The sequence below is a fragment of the Nostoc sp. genome, from assembly GCF_036917555.1.
In the GTDB taxonomy this organism is placed as follows: domain Bacteria; phylum Cyanobacteriota; class Cyanobacteriia; order Cyanobacteriales; family Nostocaceae; genus Nostoc.
The window spans coordinates 30505-47350 of record NZ_JBALDD010000006.1; the positions used below are offsets into that span (position 1 = coordinate 30505).

Genomic DNA, 16846 nt, shown 5'->3' on the forward strand with positions numbered 1-16846 from the left:
AAATTAAAAACATGACAAAACGATTCTGGAATCTTTTTAAGGTTAGTCCGATTGTATTAGCTGCTACATTTTTCGTTGCTAATAGTGCCTTAGCTGCTGAAGTCAACGAACAGGTAACAAATGTTGGCCAGTTATCTGAAACTCAAGAGTCTAACGAAATGAGTCAGGTGACATCAGTTTCTCAGTTTTCGGATGTGCAGCCTACAGATTGGGCGTTCCAAGCTTTACAATCTCTAGTTGAGCGCTACGGCTGTATTGCAGGTTATCCTAACAGTACTTATCGTGGGAACCGTGCTTTAACCCGTTATGAATTTGCCGCAGGTTTGAATGCCTGTTTAGATCGGGTTAACGAACTGATTGCTACAGCTACTGCCGATTTGGTCAGCAAACAAGATTTAGCTACTTTACAGCGCTTACAAGAAGAATATTCTGCTGAACTAGCAACTCTGCGCGGTCGTGTTGATGGACTAGAAGCCCGCACTTCTGAATTGGAAGCTAATCAGTTCTCTACTACTACCAAGTTGGTTGGAGAAGCAATTTTCAACGTATCTCAGGCTTTTGGCGATACTAGAGCGCTTCCTTCTGGTTCTGCTGCCCCCCGGAGTGACTTGAATTCCAACACGACTTTTGGGGATCGGGTTCGTTTGAACTTGTTGAGCAGTTTCACTGGTAAAGACCAGTTGCAAGTTCGGTTAACTGCTGGGAATATTATTTCAAATGCTGGTGTGATCGGCAATGCTGGTGTAACCGGTACTGGTACTAACGAGACGCGCTTGGGTTTTGATGTAGGTGCTCCTGCCGACAACAGTCTTAGCATCGATAAAATCAACTATGCTTTCAATTTCAGTGACGCAATACGTGTCAAAGTTGACGCTAGTGGTGGTGAGTTATGGGAGAATACTTATAACTTCAATCCAGACTTTTCTAGTTCTGCTAGAGGTGCTATCTCTCGTTATGGACGTTTCAGCCCTATCTATCGCCAAGGCGCTAGTGGTGCTGGTTTGACTGTTAGCTTTAATCCTAATGGCCCTATCAGCTTGACGGGTGCTTATCTAGCGGGTAATAATACTGCTACTAGTAGTGCAGGCAACCCTGCTGATACTAATGGGCTGTTTGATGGTGACAGTACCATTTTCGGTCAGTTATCTTTCAAACCCAACAAAGCATTCAATATCGGTCTGAGCTACGCCCGCACTTATCAAATTGATCCCACTCGAGGTGGTTCTGGCTTATTTAAAGGTACAGGCAGTGCTTTTGCCAATCAGCCTTTCGGTGCTACTCGTACTGATTCCAATAACTACGGTGTACAAGTTAATTTCCAACCCAGTTCTAAGTTGACTGTTGGTGGTTGGGCTGGTTATACCGTTGCCGATGCTTTAGACGATTCTGGAAGAGATGCAGACATTTTTTACTGGGCTGCGACTCTTGGTATAAAAGACTTTGGTAGAGAAGGCAATCTTTTGGGTCTGATCTTCGGTCAACCACCCAAAGTCACTGACGGTAATGGAGGTATTGTTGAGGAATCTGGCACTACTTATCATGCAGAAGCTCTTTATCGGTTTCAGGTCAGCGATAATATTGCCGTTACCCCTGGGTTATTGGTAATCTTTAATCCAGAGAACAACAACGATAATGACACTCAGTACGTAGGTACTCTGCGTACCACTTTCACCTTCTAAAATCGGTCATGGGAAATAAATATCACAATTAGATAGACAAAAGCCCACCTTCAAGTGGGCTTTTGTTTAGGAAGAAAATTGGGTATTGCTAAATTTAGGTATGAAAATGATTCAGTGTGATTTCAAAAATTTGTAGAGAAGCAAAATTTTGCGTATCTATGTAGGATGATAATCTGGCTGATTGGATATATCTTTTGGAGGGCGATCGCTACTCCAAGCCCACCACACAGAACCACAGTGACAGTAGTAGAACTCTTGCCATTTGCGACGACGGTCTTCTGTAAGTACAGGCGATCGCCGATTTAGCCAAACTTTCTCAGCTTCTAGGCTACTTGAGTGGCAGTTAGGACAGCAAAAATCATAAGCATGTATTGCCTTATTTGTCCATTCAGGTGGGAGGGTAGCAAAAGCGTCCATGTAGTTACAAATATAGTCTTAATGGCAAGCCAAAACTTTGAGGTTTTGAATTTGGCGGCAAACGAATACTATAAAATCCTGCCACACTATCAAACTGCTTCATCAATATTTTTATGGATCGATCTGAATTTATTCAATACTGCCAAAGCATCTCATAAATCAAAGGTTAACATGAAAACTTTATTTTTTACACGCCTAGTTACTATGCACATTATGGCTAATAATTAAATTTATGGAGCCAAATGTTGAAATTCGCCGTTTGCTAGATGTGATGCCAGCTTCTGGTCGGATGACGACAAAAATCGTCAGCAAGCCAGAGCAAGCAAAAGTAATTGACGCTTCCTTTCCCCAACCCTGGAACCAAGCGCGACCGATATATATTAATTTTGATTTGTGGCGTCGCTTGACAAAGCCGCAACGAGACTTGCTGCTGTTGCAGATGGTTAGCTGGTTGACGGGAGTAAAGTGGTTTAAACCCGACATTTATCAAGGTGTGGTGTTAGCTGGGCTATTAGGCGGATTCTTGGAAGCAGCACAGTCAGATGTAGTGGGTGTAGCTGTAGCTGGGGGATTAAGTGCGATCGCTGCTTTTCGGATCTGGCGCACTAATAAATCTCAAGAGTCAGAGTTAAATGCCGATGCAGCTGCAATTAAGATAGCACAACGGCGCGGTTATTCAGAAGCTGAAGCAGCACAGCATCTATTATCTGCAATTGAAGCGGTAGCCAAAATTGAAGGGCGTTCCAGTTTCAATTTTACTGAGTTGATTCGTTGCCAAAACTTACGAGCGATCGCAGGTTTATCACCAGTGGGTATACCAGAAAGTTATGATAAGTAGAATAAATGTCTCTGCTGCCCATTTGTAGCAACATTTAAAGTGAAAAGTCTTTATATGAGTTTTTGAGAGCGATCGGTCAAAAACCTCGATGAGGCTATTCTACACTGGAATAAGAGAATGTGTGTTTAACTGACTTAGATATCAAAAACTGGGGAGTTTTGTCATACCTTCTCGGTGTTGCTAATGAGGTGATTACCTCGTGTGGTAAAACTTAACTTAAATTCTGTCAGTTACTAACGGAGTTGATAGGAATGGGTACTTTAATTTTTATTGGCTTGATAGGGGTTTACGGAGGCGGGGCTTGGAAGTTTTGGAATGGGTTTGGACGGACTAATTTTAATCCAACTTTGACCAATCGGGTTGGTTTGTCTTTGCTATGGCCAGCTTTGTTTATTACAAATCAATCTTATCGTCGAAACTTTAGAAAGGCGTTGAAGGGCTAGGGATTACTATTAAACCTAATGTCATCACGATCCTGACGCTGGCATAATATCTCAACAGAAAATATCCCAACCTCCCTTCCTTAGTAGGAAAAAGAGGTTGGCCTTGCTCCTTTTAGGAAGGAGAGGAATTAGGGAGGGATAAGTTCGTTAACTGTTGGGAAAGTATTTCAGCTGATGAATTTACGAATTATTTGTGATTGGTTAGCAGATGGATTGCTCCACCTACAGCAGCACCATCAACAGCATTGCCAAGGGTGTCTTTGCTATCGCCAGTAATTACACCAGTCAATGCGCTAGTCCCTGCACCGACTCCGACATCTTGAGCAGCGTTCCGGTGACGGCGATGATGGGTGCTTCTCAGACCATTTGCACCATTGACAGCTGCGCCAGTGACACCACCCCTAACAGCATTTTTTAATACATTATGACGTCCCCTAACTGCTCCGGTTACAACATTGGTAACAGCCCCAATACCTGCATCTCTTAGTACTTGGTCATCAGCAGCAGCGGGTTTGGCAGGAACTAAGGTGACACCAGCTAAACTTGCTGCCATGAGGCTGGGTAAAAATGCGCGTCTTAGGATATTATTCATTGTGTTACCTTCTCAAAACATCAAACAATTGTCTAAAAACGAAAGTTCCTGGAGTTGGAAAAAATCTAATTTTTTATCTGAACAACAGCAACTATTTATTGTTTGACAATATATATATATTATTACATTTGCAAAGTTATAACTGCATCCACTGAAAGCATGAATATAAATTCAGTCCAGAGAAAGCCTTGCTGATTTTTTAACCCATACAAGGGATTACATCTTGACAAAATAAATTCAATATGAAGTGTAGATATTTTCACTACTAGCAAAGGATTTCTAATGAGAAACCACGTAGTGTTTACCCTATCTATCTAAAGAGAGTTGCTAAAATAATTAAACTAACTCGTCGGCGTTAATATTTAATTCTCTGAGTTTAGTAGCCAAGCGTTGCGAGCGCTCCCATCCTGTTTGTAGCAAATTACCCTGATTATCCCACCAGCGCAACCAGGGTAATTCTAAATTTTGATAGCGACCTTGCCAAATCCCCAACTCTACACCCATCGGTTCAATCGGATAATGTCCGCGTTCATTGGCAGGTATTAGCTGATATTCACCCCTAAGCAATTGATACGCCTGGACACTGGCTTTTTTCACTTCATAAATGCCATAGAAAGGAACTCTAATTGCTTGCTCATAAACCCAAAATTTTCCTGTAATGGGTGTTTTGTCCCGTTCTTCTGAACCATCCCCTGAAACAAATTCCAACACAATCAGAGGTGCAACGTATTCTTGCCATAGCACATAAGAACGGCGGACTTGACCATTTAAAGTTGGTGGTACATTTGGCACATAAAACCAATCTGGGGCTTCTGCTCCTCTTTCTGGTGGTTCAGTCATGCGCCAATAAATACCGCTATCTTGACCAATGCAATATTGTCCATTGGGATGCAGCTTCTGCAAGATTGGCTCAATAGAATCTGTCAGCAATAAGCTTTGAGGATGTTCTTGCAAGTTTTTCACAAAATTCCCGTCAGATTCTGGTAGCTGCGTGTGGTCTGGTAGGGTTGATTCAATGCCTAATGGTGTCTGTGCTGAGGTCATGGGAACCTCCTAAATGTGGGGGGATAATAAGTAATATGACATTTTTTATAGTTGGTTGCGGGCATGGGAACACAAGGCTTGCTGAATGCAGGAATGAAAATGATTTTGTAGAGACTAGCAATTCCAAGATTCATACATTTAATTAGCAACGCCGAACAAACTCCTGTCTACAAATAGACTGTATTTGGGAACTTATGCAAAGACAGAAAATGTCAAGCAAAGCTAGAAAAACCTAGATTCGGTGGAATATCCTGAATTCGCCCAGGCCCGATCGCTCGTAATGCTTCTTTGAGTAAAATATCCCCAGTATACAAGGCACGTCCGACAATTACGCCAGTTACGCCTTGAGGTTCTAATGCCAACAAACTCAACAAGTCGGTGAGGGAACTTACCCCACCAGAGGCAATTATCGGGATGGAAATTGCTGCTGCAAGTTCTCGCAAAGCTTCTAAATTTGGCCCTGTAAGTGTACCATCTCGGTGGATATCTGTGTAAATTATGGCGGCTGCACCCAATTCTTGCATTTGTACAGCCAGTTGAGTTGCTAAAACTTCCGAGGTTTCTAACCAGCCGCGAGTTGCTACTCGACCGTTACGAGCATCAATACCGATAATAATCTGTTCGGGAAATTCTTGGCAGAGTTCTTGCACTAACTGGGGTTGTTCTACGGCGATAGTGCCGAGAATCGCCCAGTGTATGCCTAGATTGAATACCTGTTGCACACTGGTGCGATCGCGCAATCCTCCACCAATTTCAATGGGTACTGACACCGCTTGAGCGATCGCTTCAATTGCCCCCAGGTTTACTACTTTACCTGCTTTGGCACCATCTAAATCAACTATATGCAATCTAGTAGCACCTTGATCTACCCACTGTTTGGCAACATCAGCAGGATTTTCGCTAAAAACTTGCGAGCGATCGTAGTCTCCTTGATACAGTCGCACACAGTGACCTTCTAGTAAATCAATCGCTGGAATTACGTCCATTTAACTCTTCCTCATTGCAATCAAAATGCTATCTAAACCTCGTCTAACTTGAGAACTGTAGTTTTTTACCAAAGTTTTGCGATTGCTTCCTACCCTGCGGCAACGCTAAGAGCGAACGTCGCAATGACACAACAGAATAATTCAAAACTCCAGGTTTCAACATAGACGAGGTTTATAGCTGAATTTACTGTTTTTCATTTTTCATTTTTAATTGCCTTACAGCTTGCCCAAAACCCAGCACAAGCAAGATGTTAGAAAGCGTCAAAAATAGTTCTGCACTACCGTGCAACCAATCCACATTGGCTAAAGACTTACCATAATGCAATACAGCATAAATCCCCGCCGGGATGGTAATGGCAACAAAAACGAGAGTGCCGTAAAATCCATACAGCGCCAAACGCGGCATTTGCGGACTGCGGCTGATAAACCACAAGAAACCCAAATAGGGAAACAGTGAAAGTGCAAACAGGGTTTCTTTAGAAATCATTGCTCTGATTTAATAGGTTTTGGTTCAACAGTGTTGACAGATTTGGTAGAACGCCAAATCAAAAACGCGGCTGCCCAAAGCGTAAAATTACCAACTAAAGTCATGGTAGCTTGAAGCGTTACCAGCCATTCCAGTGATTCGGCGTTATCGAAATAATGCCAGGTACAGGCACACATCGCGCTGACTAAAGCTGGTAACATGGCAAGGGATAATCCCCACCAGCTGCGGTTATTAGTCAGTTCGCCGTAAGTCCAGATTAACCAAATGGCGACAATCCACTCAATAACGCTAGAAACATGAATAATCCAGGTGGGAATCGAAAGGGCGTGCATAAGAAAGTTAGGAGTTAGGAATTAGGAGTTGAGACGGGATTAATCGCGTCTGTACAGGGGTTAGGAGTTAGGAGTAGGGGTGTCAAGGTGATATGTAGCTTGAATTTTATATTTGTTTAAACAAAATCTTTGCTTGTTCTTTTAAAATTTTAAAGATTTCGAGTTCAAAGGCTCAACGTCCGAGTTCAGAAGCTCAACGTCCGAGTTCAAAGGCTCAACGTCCGAGTTCAGAAGCTCAACGTTCGAGTTCTGAGGGAGTTCTAACTATCTTCTGCACTATTCAAAATAGAACTTGGGAATGAGTTTACCATCTGTATCGGGGACAGAGATTCATTTAACAATAGCTATTAATCCAAAATCCAAAATGGTCAAAATGCGGGCATTATTGTCTGGGTATTACGGTAAAGGTAATGGTGGTGACGAAGCTTTGTTGGCAACGCTTTTGCAAATGTTACCACCTGATGTAACGCCTGTGGTGCTTTCTGGTAATCCAAAGGAAACGCGCGATCGCTACAATGTAGAAACCTACGATCGCATGGCTCCCTTAGCTGTACTACAAGCTTTACGCTCTTGTAATGCCTTAATTTGGGGCGGCGGGAGTCTCATTCAGGATGTTACCAGTACTATCAGTCCATTTTATTATGGGGGGCTGATGGCATTAGCGCAGAAAATGGGTTTGAAAACTGTTGCTTGGGCGCAGGGTATTGGGCCTTTGGTGCGTCCGCAAACTCGTTGGTTAGCACGGCAAACTTTTGGTAATTGTACCAAAGTTAGTGTTCGCGATCGCGCCAGTGCTGCTTTATTATCTGATTGGCAAATTCCCTGTATTATAGCTCCTGACCCGGTTTGGGCGTTGGAATCTAAACCAGTCCCAGGACTTTGGGATTTACCTGCGCCGAGAGTTGCGGTAACGTTGCGATCGCATCCCCAACTCACAGAAATACGTCTGGCAAATTTAACTCGTGCTTTGGTTGACTTTCAAAAAGCTACACAGGCTTTCATTTTATTACTGCCATTTCAAAAAAGTGAAGATTTAAGTATTGCCGAAGCCATTCAACCACACCTTAAAGATGTTAGCAAGATTTTGTGTCTGGAAGATCCGCAACTTTTAAAAGGTGTGTTTCGCGGCGTTGAAATGGCAATTGGGATGCGTTTGCACAGCTTAATTATGGCTGCATCTGTTGGTTGTCGCTGTTTTGCTCTCAGTTATGACCCCAAAGTAAATCGCCTCATGGAAGACTTGGAAATGCCTGGATGGGATTTAGCGAGTTTACCAGATGACACCAATTTGATTGGTCTGACTTGGATGGAGCATTACGCCAATGGCGATCCGTTATCACCTGAGCAAATACAATCTTTAGTAGATAGGGCATTAATGCACCGCGAGTTATTGAGCCACGCTTTATCTAATAAGTAATAAGACTTACGCACAGGTAACGGAAAACGTAGACGCAAAGCGGCTTCCCACATAGTACCACAGAGAAGCCAGTGCGCCCTTGCGGTTCTCCGACTTCTTCGCTCTTAGCGTTCCCGTTCGCGCAGCGTCTCCGTCAGGAGAAGGGTAGCAACTGGCGCGACGCAGAGAAGCCAGTGCGCCCTTGCGGTTCCCCGACTTGTTCGCGCAGCGTCTCCCCTTGGGAGAAGCAACTGGCGCGTCACGGAGAAATGAGAGTTTGAGAGGGTTTTTGCGTAAGTCCTAAATAAGATAAAGCAATATATACCAAAAAAATGCAAAACTTCTAGAACTTACGCACTGTAGAAAATAATCATGTTGTGTATCAACGTAAATACCTTTTTTCAGCCTTTTATGAATGATTATTTTGGCAGGAAGGGAGTAATTGTCAAAATTTTGTAAGGTAATTATGAAATTACTTAAGTATGTATTATCACAATTGTTTTTAGCGATATTATTTAGGGAACACAAAAATAATTATTGAGAGAATTCTGATGATCAGCTTTGGCTTTTGGAACCTAATTATACTAATTTTAGTTGCTTGGGTTCTTAAAAATAATTGGCGATTAGATGATGAACAGGCAGCCTGGAAAAATTCTTTATTTTTAAAATCTTCTGTGATTCAACAGTTGATAAAATTTTTTCGTAAACCAATTGTTAACTTTATCGTTCAAGCAGGTGTTGTATTAGTCGTTACAAGATTTCTCTGTTATACAGCTTGGCTAATTTATTTCCTAAATCAACCACATCCACCCTTCTGGGATTTTCAGTGGTATTATGTAGCCAGTAAATTGGCTCATCAGCATTTGAGTCCCTTTAATGTCGAGATTTTTAACCAAACTTTCTGTACCATAACTAAGGTGTGTGGATCTCTTCCACCGTTTGTCTATCCACCTAATATTATTCCTCTTATCTGGTTTCTCGGTGATTTTTCGCTTAATAATGCATTTAAAATCTCGATTGTGATGCATATATTAGCAATCGGTTTGGCCTTCTGGGGAGCAAATATCCTGCTGGAGTCGAAGTCGCGAGCTTTGAAAACTATTTGCACAATCTTGGTTGCCTTGATTTATGGCTTAGTTCGCGATTTTCAAGTTGGTAATATTGCTATTTTTATTGCAGTTCTGATCTTATGGATGTTTATCTTGGCTAGAAAAAATCAAGATATTCCAGCAGGAATTTGCTTGGGACTTGCCCTTTGTAAACCAACATTAGCTGCATTATTCATTTTATATTTTCTACTTAAAAAACGGTTTTTTCTAGTTTTTGTATCTGTTGTCACAGTCACTTTTCTAGCACTTTTAGGTCTAGCTTTGACAGGCAATTCTTTGACACAATTCCTGTCAGATGATAGTCAGGGATTTTCACTCTGGCTAAAAGATCCATCAGTTAACCCTTATATTTCGATCAGTCGCCTCGATTTGATGGTTGTGGGTCCAAGATTATTCCCTAATAACCCATTCTTTGCCAAGCTTTTGTCAAATATAATTGTTCTGATACTCGTTAGTTGTGTCGGTTGGTATTTGTATCTACAACAATCTCTTACAGCTTGGTCAAAAAAAATCTATTTAGTAGAAATAGTATTAGTTTCTTGCTTGAGTATTAGCATCAACTATTCACAGGAAACTAGTTCTGTGATGTTAATACCTGCTGCTGTTTTTTTGCTAAATGATTTGCTGTATCAGATCAGACATTGTAAATTCTCTAGGATAAGAATGTCTGTTTGGTTAGCAGGAGTTTGCTGTATTGCAATGCAAACAGCAGTTATTCATGGCTGGCTCATCCACTCTCTAGCAAAGCACTGGAACGTGAAAGCAGGGGAATTGCCATACTTTATGAAAGTAACTATTTTCGCCCTACCGAGTTATGCCGTTTTAGGAATCACTGTAAGTATTTTAGTTTTAGCAATTAGTTCCCTTCGTCAAAAACAGATTCTAAAATTTGAATCATTTAATCGGGTGTCAATATAATTCGTAATTGAGAATTTATAGTTCGTAGTTGCAATCAGTACTTGTGTACACTCCATTGATTGTTGACCACTGAATCACAGACTTCAGTGCTTGCTCTATAACCATTTAATTACGAATTACGTAGCTTGCTTCTCGTCGGAGGCGAGTATTACGAATTAGTAATTATTTGGTTATATTGATGCTAAAGTTTAAAACCAGTTTTACCTTTTACCGCTAACAATACCTGACCATTGAACTTTTTTCTCTTTTTCTCGACGGTAAGAAAAGAAATGCTCTGGAGTTTGGAAAGTACAATAAGGTGCGATCGCAATTTGTTCTGCACTAATTCCCATATTTTCCAGTTGTAAGGTATTCACTCGCCGCACATCCAACCTTACCTTTCCGGAATTTGGATCTTCTAGCAAAGGTGAATTTGGTAGTTCATGCAATGCCGTTACAATTTTTTCTTCGTCATTATGTGATATGATGCTAGCCCCGATTTCGGCAGCCACTTCGATAGAGACTTGGTAAACCTCACCAGCGATCGCTGGGCCCATCGCAATCCTCAAATCATCGAGTTTGCTGCCTTGAGATTGTAGCCGAGCGATCGCCAAGGGAACAATCTTTTTAGCAGTCCCTCGCCAGCCTGCGTGTAGTGCTGCTACCCGTCCAGTTTGCACATCCCCAATCAGCACGGGTGTGCAATCTGCGCTAGCTACCCAAACCGCTTGTAGAGGCTGTTCGCTCATTAAACCATCCGCCGATGCTAAATCCTCCTCAGCAGTGCTTAAGAAGCTTTCAACTTCTTGGGGGGTGAGAACAGTATTGCCATGAACCTGCTTTAAGCGATAGACTGATGCCTCTGGTTGCAATACTTCTGTGATAACTTGTGGCGATCGCGGCCAAAACTGCTGGGTAAAGAAGCCGTGATGCCAACTTTCCAGAATACTACAAGTTAGATAGGGGAGTCCTTCCCAATTGTGCCAGTGCCAAGTGTGCATCTTCAACCAAACCTAAACAGAAATCACTCATCAGCCAATCAATGCTAACTTGAACAACGGAATTTGGGTTAACTGCTGTGGGATTTAATCTGCAAAACTTGGAAGCAGCCTTGCAAGCAGGGCGTAAGCATACATATTTACCATTTTCTCTTCACTTTTTTGAAAGCGTCTCCTCAACCAACCAAACCCTCTGGAACTTACTCAACCAAGGGGCTATTTCAGGGACAGTAGTAATTGCAACTCAGCAATCTGCTGGCCGGGGACAATGGGGCCGCCAATGGATTTCCCCGGTTGGGGGATTATATGTTTCCGTGGCGATTTCTTTCGACCATAAAATAGAGGCTACTGACAGCTACCAGCTAACTTTCGCTACTGCTTGGGGAATTGCGTCGCAATTGCGCCAATGCGGTATAGATGTTGGGATAAAATGGCCCAATGATTTAGTTTTAAATGGTCGCAAACTAGGCGGCATTTTGACAGAAACCAAAGTGAACAAAAGACAAATCACCCAAGCAGTAATTGGTGTTGGTATTAACTGGACAAACCCAGTCCCAGAAACTGGAATCAATCTGGAATCGTGGCAAGCTTCCCAAGATATTAGACCAATTTCTTGTCTGGAAATGCTCACCTCTAGAGTCTTGCTAGGAATAGAATCCGGTATGGAGTGCCTTTTTCAAGAAGGAGTAAATATACTCTTGTCTGGCTATCTAGATTTGCTTACAAACATGGGCGATCGGGTGTACGTCAATAATCTTTCAGGTACAGTAGTTGGGGTAACTCTTCAAGGAAATTTACGAGTTGATTTAGAAACACATCATACAAAGGAACTAATTACACCGGAAATTTATATTGAACCCGGTACAATCAGTTTGGGGTACCATAAATCTTCCGTTTAAATTTGAGGTTTGTTCAAAATTTCGCTCTTTGGGCAAGACAAACCACTAGCATCATCTCTTTAGGCTAATTACACACAACTGAGAGAACAAATGACGCAGCGCAATCATTCTGCCCATCATCGTTTGCATTACTTATGGCAGCAAGGTCTAACAAAAAAACGTTTTGCCTCGACGCTACCAGCTCAGAGCCTCTGTTGGCTGAGTAGCGTTAGCCTCCTTAGCGGTGGCTTCGTGTTTGCCCAAACGGAAGCACAAATAGACAACATCGTTCCTACTGTTGAAAGTTCTCAACCAACAGCAGTTACAAATCCAGTTAAAGCCTCGACTTTTAAGAAACAGGCTGTTGCGCCGGAAGCCTCTCAAGCGCAACCGGAATTTTCCCAACGGCAAGCCAGACTCAGACAGAGACTAGGCAAGCCAGAGGTTGCTCAATCAAAAGAGCCAGTTAGGCAGTCTACACCCAAAATCGAAGCTGCCCAAGCTGTTGTGATTATCAGACAGTCAAAGCCCAAAGTAGAAGCCTCCCAGGTTACTCCTGTAAGGGTGAGACAGGAAAAACCCAATACCCCTGCCCACTATGCACCTGAAAAACTTCCAGTAGTTGCTCAACCATCAAATAACTCTAACAGCCCTGTTGGTGCAACAGCAGAGAAAACCAAGGATTATAATAACGCCTATATCGATCCTAATAGTTATGACAATGGTGCAACAGGTACTTATCAAGCACCAAACTCTGTAATTGTTACAGAACGCTCCAGTGGTTGTCGAGCCATTTTGCCATCAGGGCAAAGCGTATTAGGCGGCGTTTGCGCCAAAGTACCCCAGAGGAGTGTAGCTGATTCTAATGGTAAACCAGCACCTAATTGGCTCAGAAGAAGTCAAAACGCCCAATTACCAGTAGTTCCACCAGTGCGGCAAATTGCAACTACTGGCAACACCAGTAGATGGCGTGCTGCTCAAAGTGGTTCTAGCGGTGTCACCAAGAGCGCATTTCGCCCGAATCGATTTATCCCGACTCCTGCTGAATTCAGCCCCACAAGAGTAAGTGCAACTCCCATTGCACCGAGTGGTGGGACTTTACCACCACCAATGGCAGATGGCAACATTGCACCCCGCCCCAGCAACGTAGCTTACGACTTCTCACTGGCATCAGTATTGCCGCAAATTCCCTACATGGGGAGAGTCGCCTATAGTGGTACGGGAATGATGTATCCCTTGTCTATTCCCGCTCCCATTACTTCTTTGTTTGGTTGGCGAGTTCATCCAATCACAGGTAATCAACGCTTCCATGCTGGTACAGACTTAGGTGCGCCTACGGGAACACCAGTTTTGGCGGCTGCTGCTGGTCAAGTGGAAACTGCTAACTGGATGGGTGGTTATGGTTTAACCGTTATCCTGAATCACAAATCTGCTGAACAAACTCTTTACGGTCACATGTCAGAAATCCTCGTTCAACCCGGTCAATGGGTACAACCTGGAACTGTCATTGGGCGAGTTGGTAGTACCGGGAACTCCACAGGCCCTCACTTGCACTTTGAAGTTCGCCATCTGACACAAGATGGGTGGGTTGCTACTGACCCAGGCGTGGAATTACAAAGTGCCCTCAGCCAGTTAGTGCGAGGCTTGCAAACCGCCCAGGTAAGCCAGCAACCAGGCAGCTAGAAAAAAGTTAGGAGTCAGGAGTGAAGAGTTATGAATTTAAAACTCTTAACTCCTAACTTCTAACTCCTAACTCCTAACTTTTTTAGTTACAAATACCCGTGTTCTGCTAAGAATGCGGGTGTAATGCCATCTATACTATTGTCATCAGTGGCTTTGGTGTGGGCGTTGGCAGAATAAAGGAATTTTTCGACGTATTTGCCGAGAATATCCCCTTCTAGATTCACCAAACTGCCAGCAACCAAATAGCGAAGATTTGTCTCGCTGTATGTCAGGGGAATTACCGCTACTTTGAATTGGGAGAGTTCTGGCTCATAAGCGGCGACTGTGAGGCTGATGCCATTGACGGCGATGCTACCTTTAGGGACAATATACCGTGCGATCGCAACGGAAGCAATAAAGGTCATTTCCCAAGAACTAGCTGTTTGTTCTGCCACTAGCAATCGACCGATGCCGTCTACATGACCCATCACAAAATGACCGCCAAGTTTGCTGCCTACCCTGAGTGACGCTTCTAAATTGACATATCTCTGTTGGGTTTGCTCACCTCCTAGAGTGGTGCGGCGTAGAGTTTCTGGTGAAGCAGTGGCAATAAACCCGTCTTTTAAAACTTGTTCCACTGTCAGGCAAACACCATCTACAGCAACACTGTCACCATAAGCCAAATCTTGCATAATTACTTCACCCGAATGGCTTACACAAGTAATTTGCCAAGAATCGCCCCCTAAGGGTTCCATCGTTCCTAATGCCTGGATTAATCCTGTAAACACGGCTTTTTTGTCAAACTAACTCTATTTATTGCCTAATTTTGCCTGAAATCAATTGGTAATTGTCACATAAATCTCGAACATCCAAGTATATTTTCTGACTTTTTTTCGCATAGGAATATTAACACATTAGCATCCTTCACAGGGCATACTTGGGTAAGAAGGTTATTGTCTAAGAAGACCAATTTGACTTACTCTGGTTTTCACCACAAGTTCGGAGTTTAATAGAAGCAATTATAGAGAACGAATGCTTATGTTTATTATTGTCACCAAACCGCCTAAAAATGGGTGCTATTTATTACACGGCATCCAAGGCTCTCAAAGCATTGTAGAGGCTTAGGCAATGATTGAAATGAAAGTCGCTGGCATAGCATTAGATGCCATAACCCGCAGCCCGATCGTCCTTTTGAAAGATTCTTCAGATCGGCGGGCTTTGCCAATTTACATTGGTCAGGAACAGGCTAGGGCAATTATGGGCGCACTGGAGAATCAGAAGCCTCCCAGACCCTTAACCCACGACCTAATTGTGAATCTTCTAGAGACTTGGAACATGACTCTAGAAAAGGTCATTATTCATTCCCTGCAAAAGGATACATTTTATGCAGCTTTAATTGTCCAACAAGGCGAAGTCAAAAAAGAAATTGACGCGCGTCCTAGCGATGCGATCGCTATTGCCCTCCGTACAAATACTCCCATTTGGGTAATGGAAGAAGTCATTGCCGATGCTTCTATCCCTGTTGATCGCGATGCAGATGAAGCCGAACAGCAAGCCTTCCGTGAATTTATTTCCAATCTCCGTCCTGAAGATTTGATCAAGCGCTTTGGTAATGGCGACAGCTAAATTAAAGTTATGAGTTATGAGTTAGGAGTTAGGAGTTATGAGTGATTTTGCTTCAACTCCTAACTTGTAAGCAAAAAAAGTTAGGAGTTAAGAGTTATGAATTACTTCCTTCAACTCCTAACTTATAACTCCTAACTCCTAACTCTTTGTTAAAAATGCAATACCGACGCTTTGGAAAAACGAATCTGCGCCTCTCGGTTTTTTCCTTGGGAACAATGCGCTACCTAGCTTCTTTTGAAAATGCTCACCAGACTATTGAACAAGCCTTAGCGCTAGGAATTAATCATCTAGAAACCGCCAGAGGTTACGGCAAAAGTGAGGAGTATCTTGGTAGAGTGCTAAAAGCTGGGTTGTCAGTACCCCGAACGAGGCTTTATGTCACTACCAAAATCTCAGCCACAGCAGATGCTGACACTATGCGTCGGTGCATCGATGAATCCCTAAAACGATTACAACTAGATTATTTAGATTGCTTAGGTGTTCATGGTTTGAACACTTGGCAACATTTGGAGTGGGTGCAAGCCAAAAATGGTTGTATGCAAGCTGTAGAGGAAGCTGTTGCTGATGGTCGAGTACGACACGTTGGTTTTTCCACCCACGGGTCATTAGAGGTAATTCAGGCTGCAATAAACACAGATTTATTTGAATTTGTTAATCTGCATTATTACTATTTTTTTCAACGGCACGCACCAGCGATTCAACTAGCTGCCGAAAAGGATATGGGCATTTTCATTATTTCCCCTGCTGATAAGGGAGGACGCCTCTACACGCCACCACAAACTCTAAAAGACCTGTGTTACCCGTATTCACCCTTAGAATTAAATTATCGATTTTTACTTGCCGATCGCCGTATTACTACTTTGAGTATAGGGCCAGCTAACCCAGGTGAATTAATAGAACCTTTGCAAATTGCTGACCATGATGAAGAGTTAACATCAGCAGAAATTTCCACTTTCTGGCGGTTAGAAAATCACCAAAAACTTGCTTTGGAAACTGATAATTGTAGCCAGTGTTATGCTTGTTTGCCCTGTCCAGAAAATATCAATATTCCAGAGGTATTACGTTTACGTAATCTCACCGTGGCATACGATATGAAAGACTATGGCCAATATCGTTACGGAATGTTTGAAAATGCCGGTCACTGGTTCCCAGGAATGAAAGGCAACCGATGTACAGAATGTGGTGACTGTTTGCCTCGCTGTCCAGAAAAGTTAGATATTCCAGCTTTGTTAGAAGATACTCACCAAAAATTAACTGGGAAAGTAGGTCGGAGATTGTGGGGATAAAAATATAAACAGGAGTCAGAATTCAGAATTCAGAATATCCGTCTCGTAACTCTGACTTCTGTCCCCTGAGTTCTGAGTTCTTTATTGGTAAAATTTATAAAGATTTAATAGAGTCAGGAAGATCCGCCCAAGCTGGGGTATCTCGCGCAAAGAAAGATGAAGATTAAAAAAAAAGA

General features: G+C 42.7%; 17 protein-coding genes. 9 read left to right on the top strand and 8 right to left on the bottom strand.

Annotated elements, in window-relative coordinates; genetic code table 11:
- Positions 1–11: 11 nt before the first annotated feature.
- Positions 12–1679: an iron uptake porin gene (locus V7K60_RS01740; protein ID WP_334922590.1), complete on the top strand. Its 1668-nt coding sequence runs from the start codon at positions 12–14 to the stop codon at positions 1677–1679.
- Between the two features lie 156 nt (positions 1680–1835).
- Here V7K60_RS01740 and V7K60_RS01745 read toward each other — a convergent pair whose 3' ends face one another.
- Positions 1836–2096 (bottom strand): hypothetical protein, encoded by a 261-nt coding sequence (locus tag V7K60_RS01745; protein ID WP_334922454.1) that lies wholly within the window; start codon positions 2094–2096, stop codon positions 1836–1838.
- Positions 2097–2328: 232 nt separating this feature from the next.
- Here V7K60_RS01745 and V7K60_RS01750 point away from each other — a divergent pair, with 232 nt between their 5' ends.
- Positions 2329–2934: a DUF3318 domain-containing protein gene (locus tag V7K60_RS01750; protein ID WP_334922455.1), complete on the top strand. Its 606-nt coding sequence runs from the start codon at positions 2329–2331 to the stop codon at positions 2932–2934.
- A gap of 251 nt (positions 2935–3185) precedes the next feature.
- Positions 3186–3377: a hypothetical protein gene (locus tag V7K60_RS01755; protein WP_334922457.1), complete on the top strand. Its 192-nt coding sequence runs from the start codon at positions 3186–3188 to the stop codon at positions 3375–3377.
- A 187-nt stretch (positions 3378–3564) separates the two neighbouring features.
- Here the strand turns inward: V7K60_RS01755 and V7K60_RS01760 are convergent, their stop codons facing one another.
- The 5 genes from V7K60_RS01760 to V7K60_RS01780 form a co-directional block, all read right to left on the bottom strand.
- Positions 3565–3969 carry a hypothetical protein gene (locus tag V7K60_RS01760; protein WP_334922459.1) on the bottom strand — a complete coding sequence of 135 codons (405 nt, stop codon included), beginning with the start codon at positions 3967–3969 and terminating at the stop codon, positions 3565–3567.
- 336 nt (positions 3970–4305) lie between these two features.
- Positions 4306–5013, bottom strand: coding sequence for a Uma2 family endonuclease (locus V7K60_RS01765; RefSeq protein WP_334922461.1), 708 nt, complete (start codon positions 5011–5013; stop codon positions 4306–4308).
- A gap of 212 nt (positions 5014–5225) precedes the next feature.
- Positions 5226–5999, bottom strand: coding sequence for a 1-(5-phosphoribosyl)-5-[(5-phosphoribosylamino)methylideneamino]imidazole-4-carboxamide isomerase (hisA, locus tag V7K60_RS01770; protein WP_334922463.1), 774 nt, complete (start codon positions 5997–5999; stop codon positions 5226–5228).
- Between the two features lie 184 nt (positions 6000–6183).
- On the bottom strand, positions 6184–6486 hold the full coding sequence (locus V7K60_RS01775; RefSeq protein ID WP_334922465.1) for a DUF3593 domain-containing protein: 303 nt from the start codon (positions 6484–6486) through the stop codon (positions 6184–6186).
- Positions 6483–6818 (bottom strand): DUF2499 domain-containing protein, encoded by a 336-nt coding sequence (locus V7K60_RS01780; protein ID WP_334922467.1) that lies wholly within the window; start codon positions 6816–6818, stop codon positions 6483–6485. The genes V7K60_RS01775 and V7K60_RS01780 overlap by 4 nt, the downstream gene beginning before the upstream one ends.
- 373 nt (positions 6819–7191) lie before the next feature.
- Here V7K60_RS01780 and csaB point away from each other — a divergent pair, with 373 nt between their 5' ends.
- A complete protein-coding gene (gene csaB, locus V7K60_RS01785) occupies positions 7192–8235 on the top strand; it encodes a polysaccharide pyruvyl transferase CsaB (RefSeq protein WP_334922592.1) in 1044 nt (347 codons plus the stop codon).
- A gap of 530 nt (positions 8236–8765) precedes the next feature.
- Positions 8766–10241 (top strand): glycosyltransferase family 87 protein, encoded by a 1476-nt coding sequence (locus V7K60_RS01790; protein WP_334922469.1) that lies wholly within the window; start codon positions 8766–8768, stop codon positions 10239–10241.
- Positions 10242–10441: 200 nt separating this feature from the next.
- On the opposite strand, the gene pgeF is transcribed toward V7K60_RS01790, so the two are convergent.
- On the bottom strand, positions 10442–11221 hold the full coding sequence (gene pgeF / locus V7K60_RS01795; protein ID WP_334922471.1) for a peptidoglycan editing factor PgeF: 780 nt from the start codon (positions 11219–11221) through the stop codon (positions 10442–10444).
- Positions 11222–11298: 77 nt separating this feature from the next.
- Between pgeF and V7K60_RS01800 the strand changes: the two genes are divergently transcribed.
- The gene (locus V7K60_RS01800; RefSeq protein WP_334922473.1) at positions 11299–12117 is read left to right on the top strand and encodes a biotin--[acetyl-CoA-carboxylase] ligase; all 819 of its coding nucleotides are present in this window, start codon (positions 11299–11301) and stop codon (positions 12115–12117) included.
- Positions 12118–12207: 90 nt separating this feature from the next.
- Positions 12208–13779 carry a M23 family metallopeptidase gene (locus tag V7K60_RS01805; protein WP_334922474.1) on the top strand — a complete coding sequence of 524 codons (1572 nt, stop codon included), beginning with the start codon at positions 12208–12210 and terminating at the stop codon, positions 13777–13779.
- A gap of 86 nt (positions 13780–13865) precedes the next feature.
- Here V7K60_RS01805 and V7K60_RS01810 read toward each other — a convergent pair whose 3' ends face one another.
- Positions 13866–14546 (bottom strand): riboflavin synthase, encoded by a 681-nt coding sequence (locus tag V7K60_RS01810; protein ID WP_334922476.1) that lies wholly within the window; start codon positions 14544–14546, stop codon positions 13866–13868.
- Positions 14547–14886: 340 nt separating this feature from the next.
- Here V7K60_RS01810 and V7K60_RS01815 point away from each other — a divergent pair, with 340 nt between their 5' ends.
- Positions 14887–15384, top strand: coding sequence for a bifunctional nuclease family protein (locus V7K60_RS01815; RefSeq protein ID WP_012406891.1), 498 nt, complete (start codon positions 14887–14889; stop codon positions 15382–15384).
- Positions 15385–15539: 155 nt separating this feature from the next.
- Positions 15540–16670 carry an aldo/keto reductase gene (locus tag V7K60_RS01820; RefSeq protein WP_334922478.1) on the top strand — a complete coding sequence of 377 codons (1131 nt, stop codon included), beginning with the start codon at positions 15540–15542 and terminating at the stop codon, positions 16668–16670.
- Positions 16671–16846: the final 176 nt, after the last annotated feature.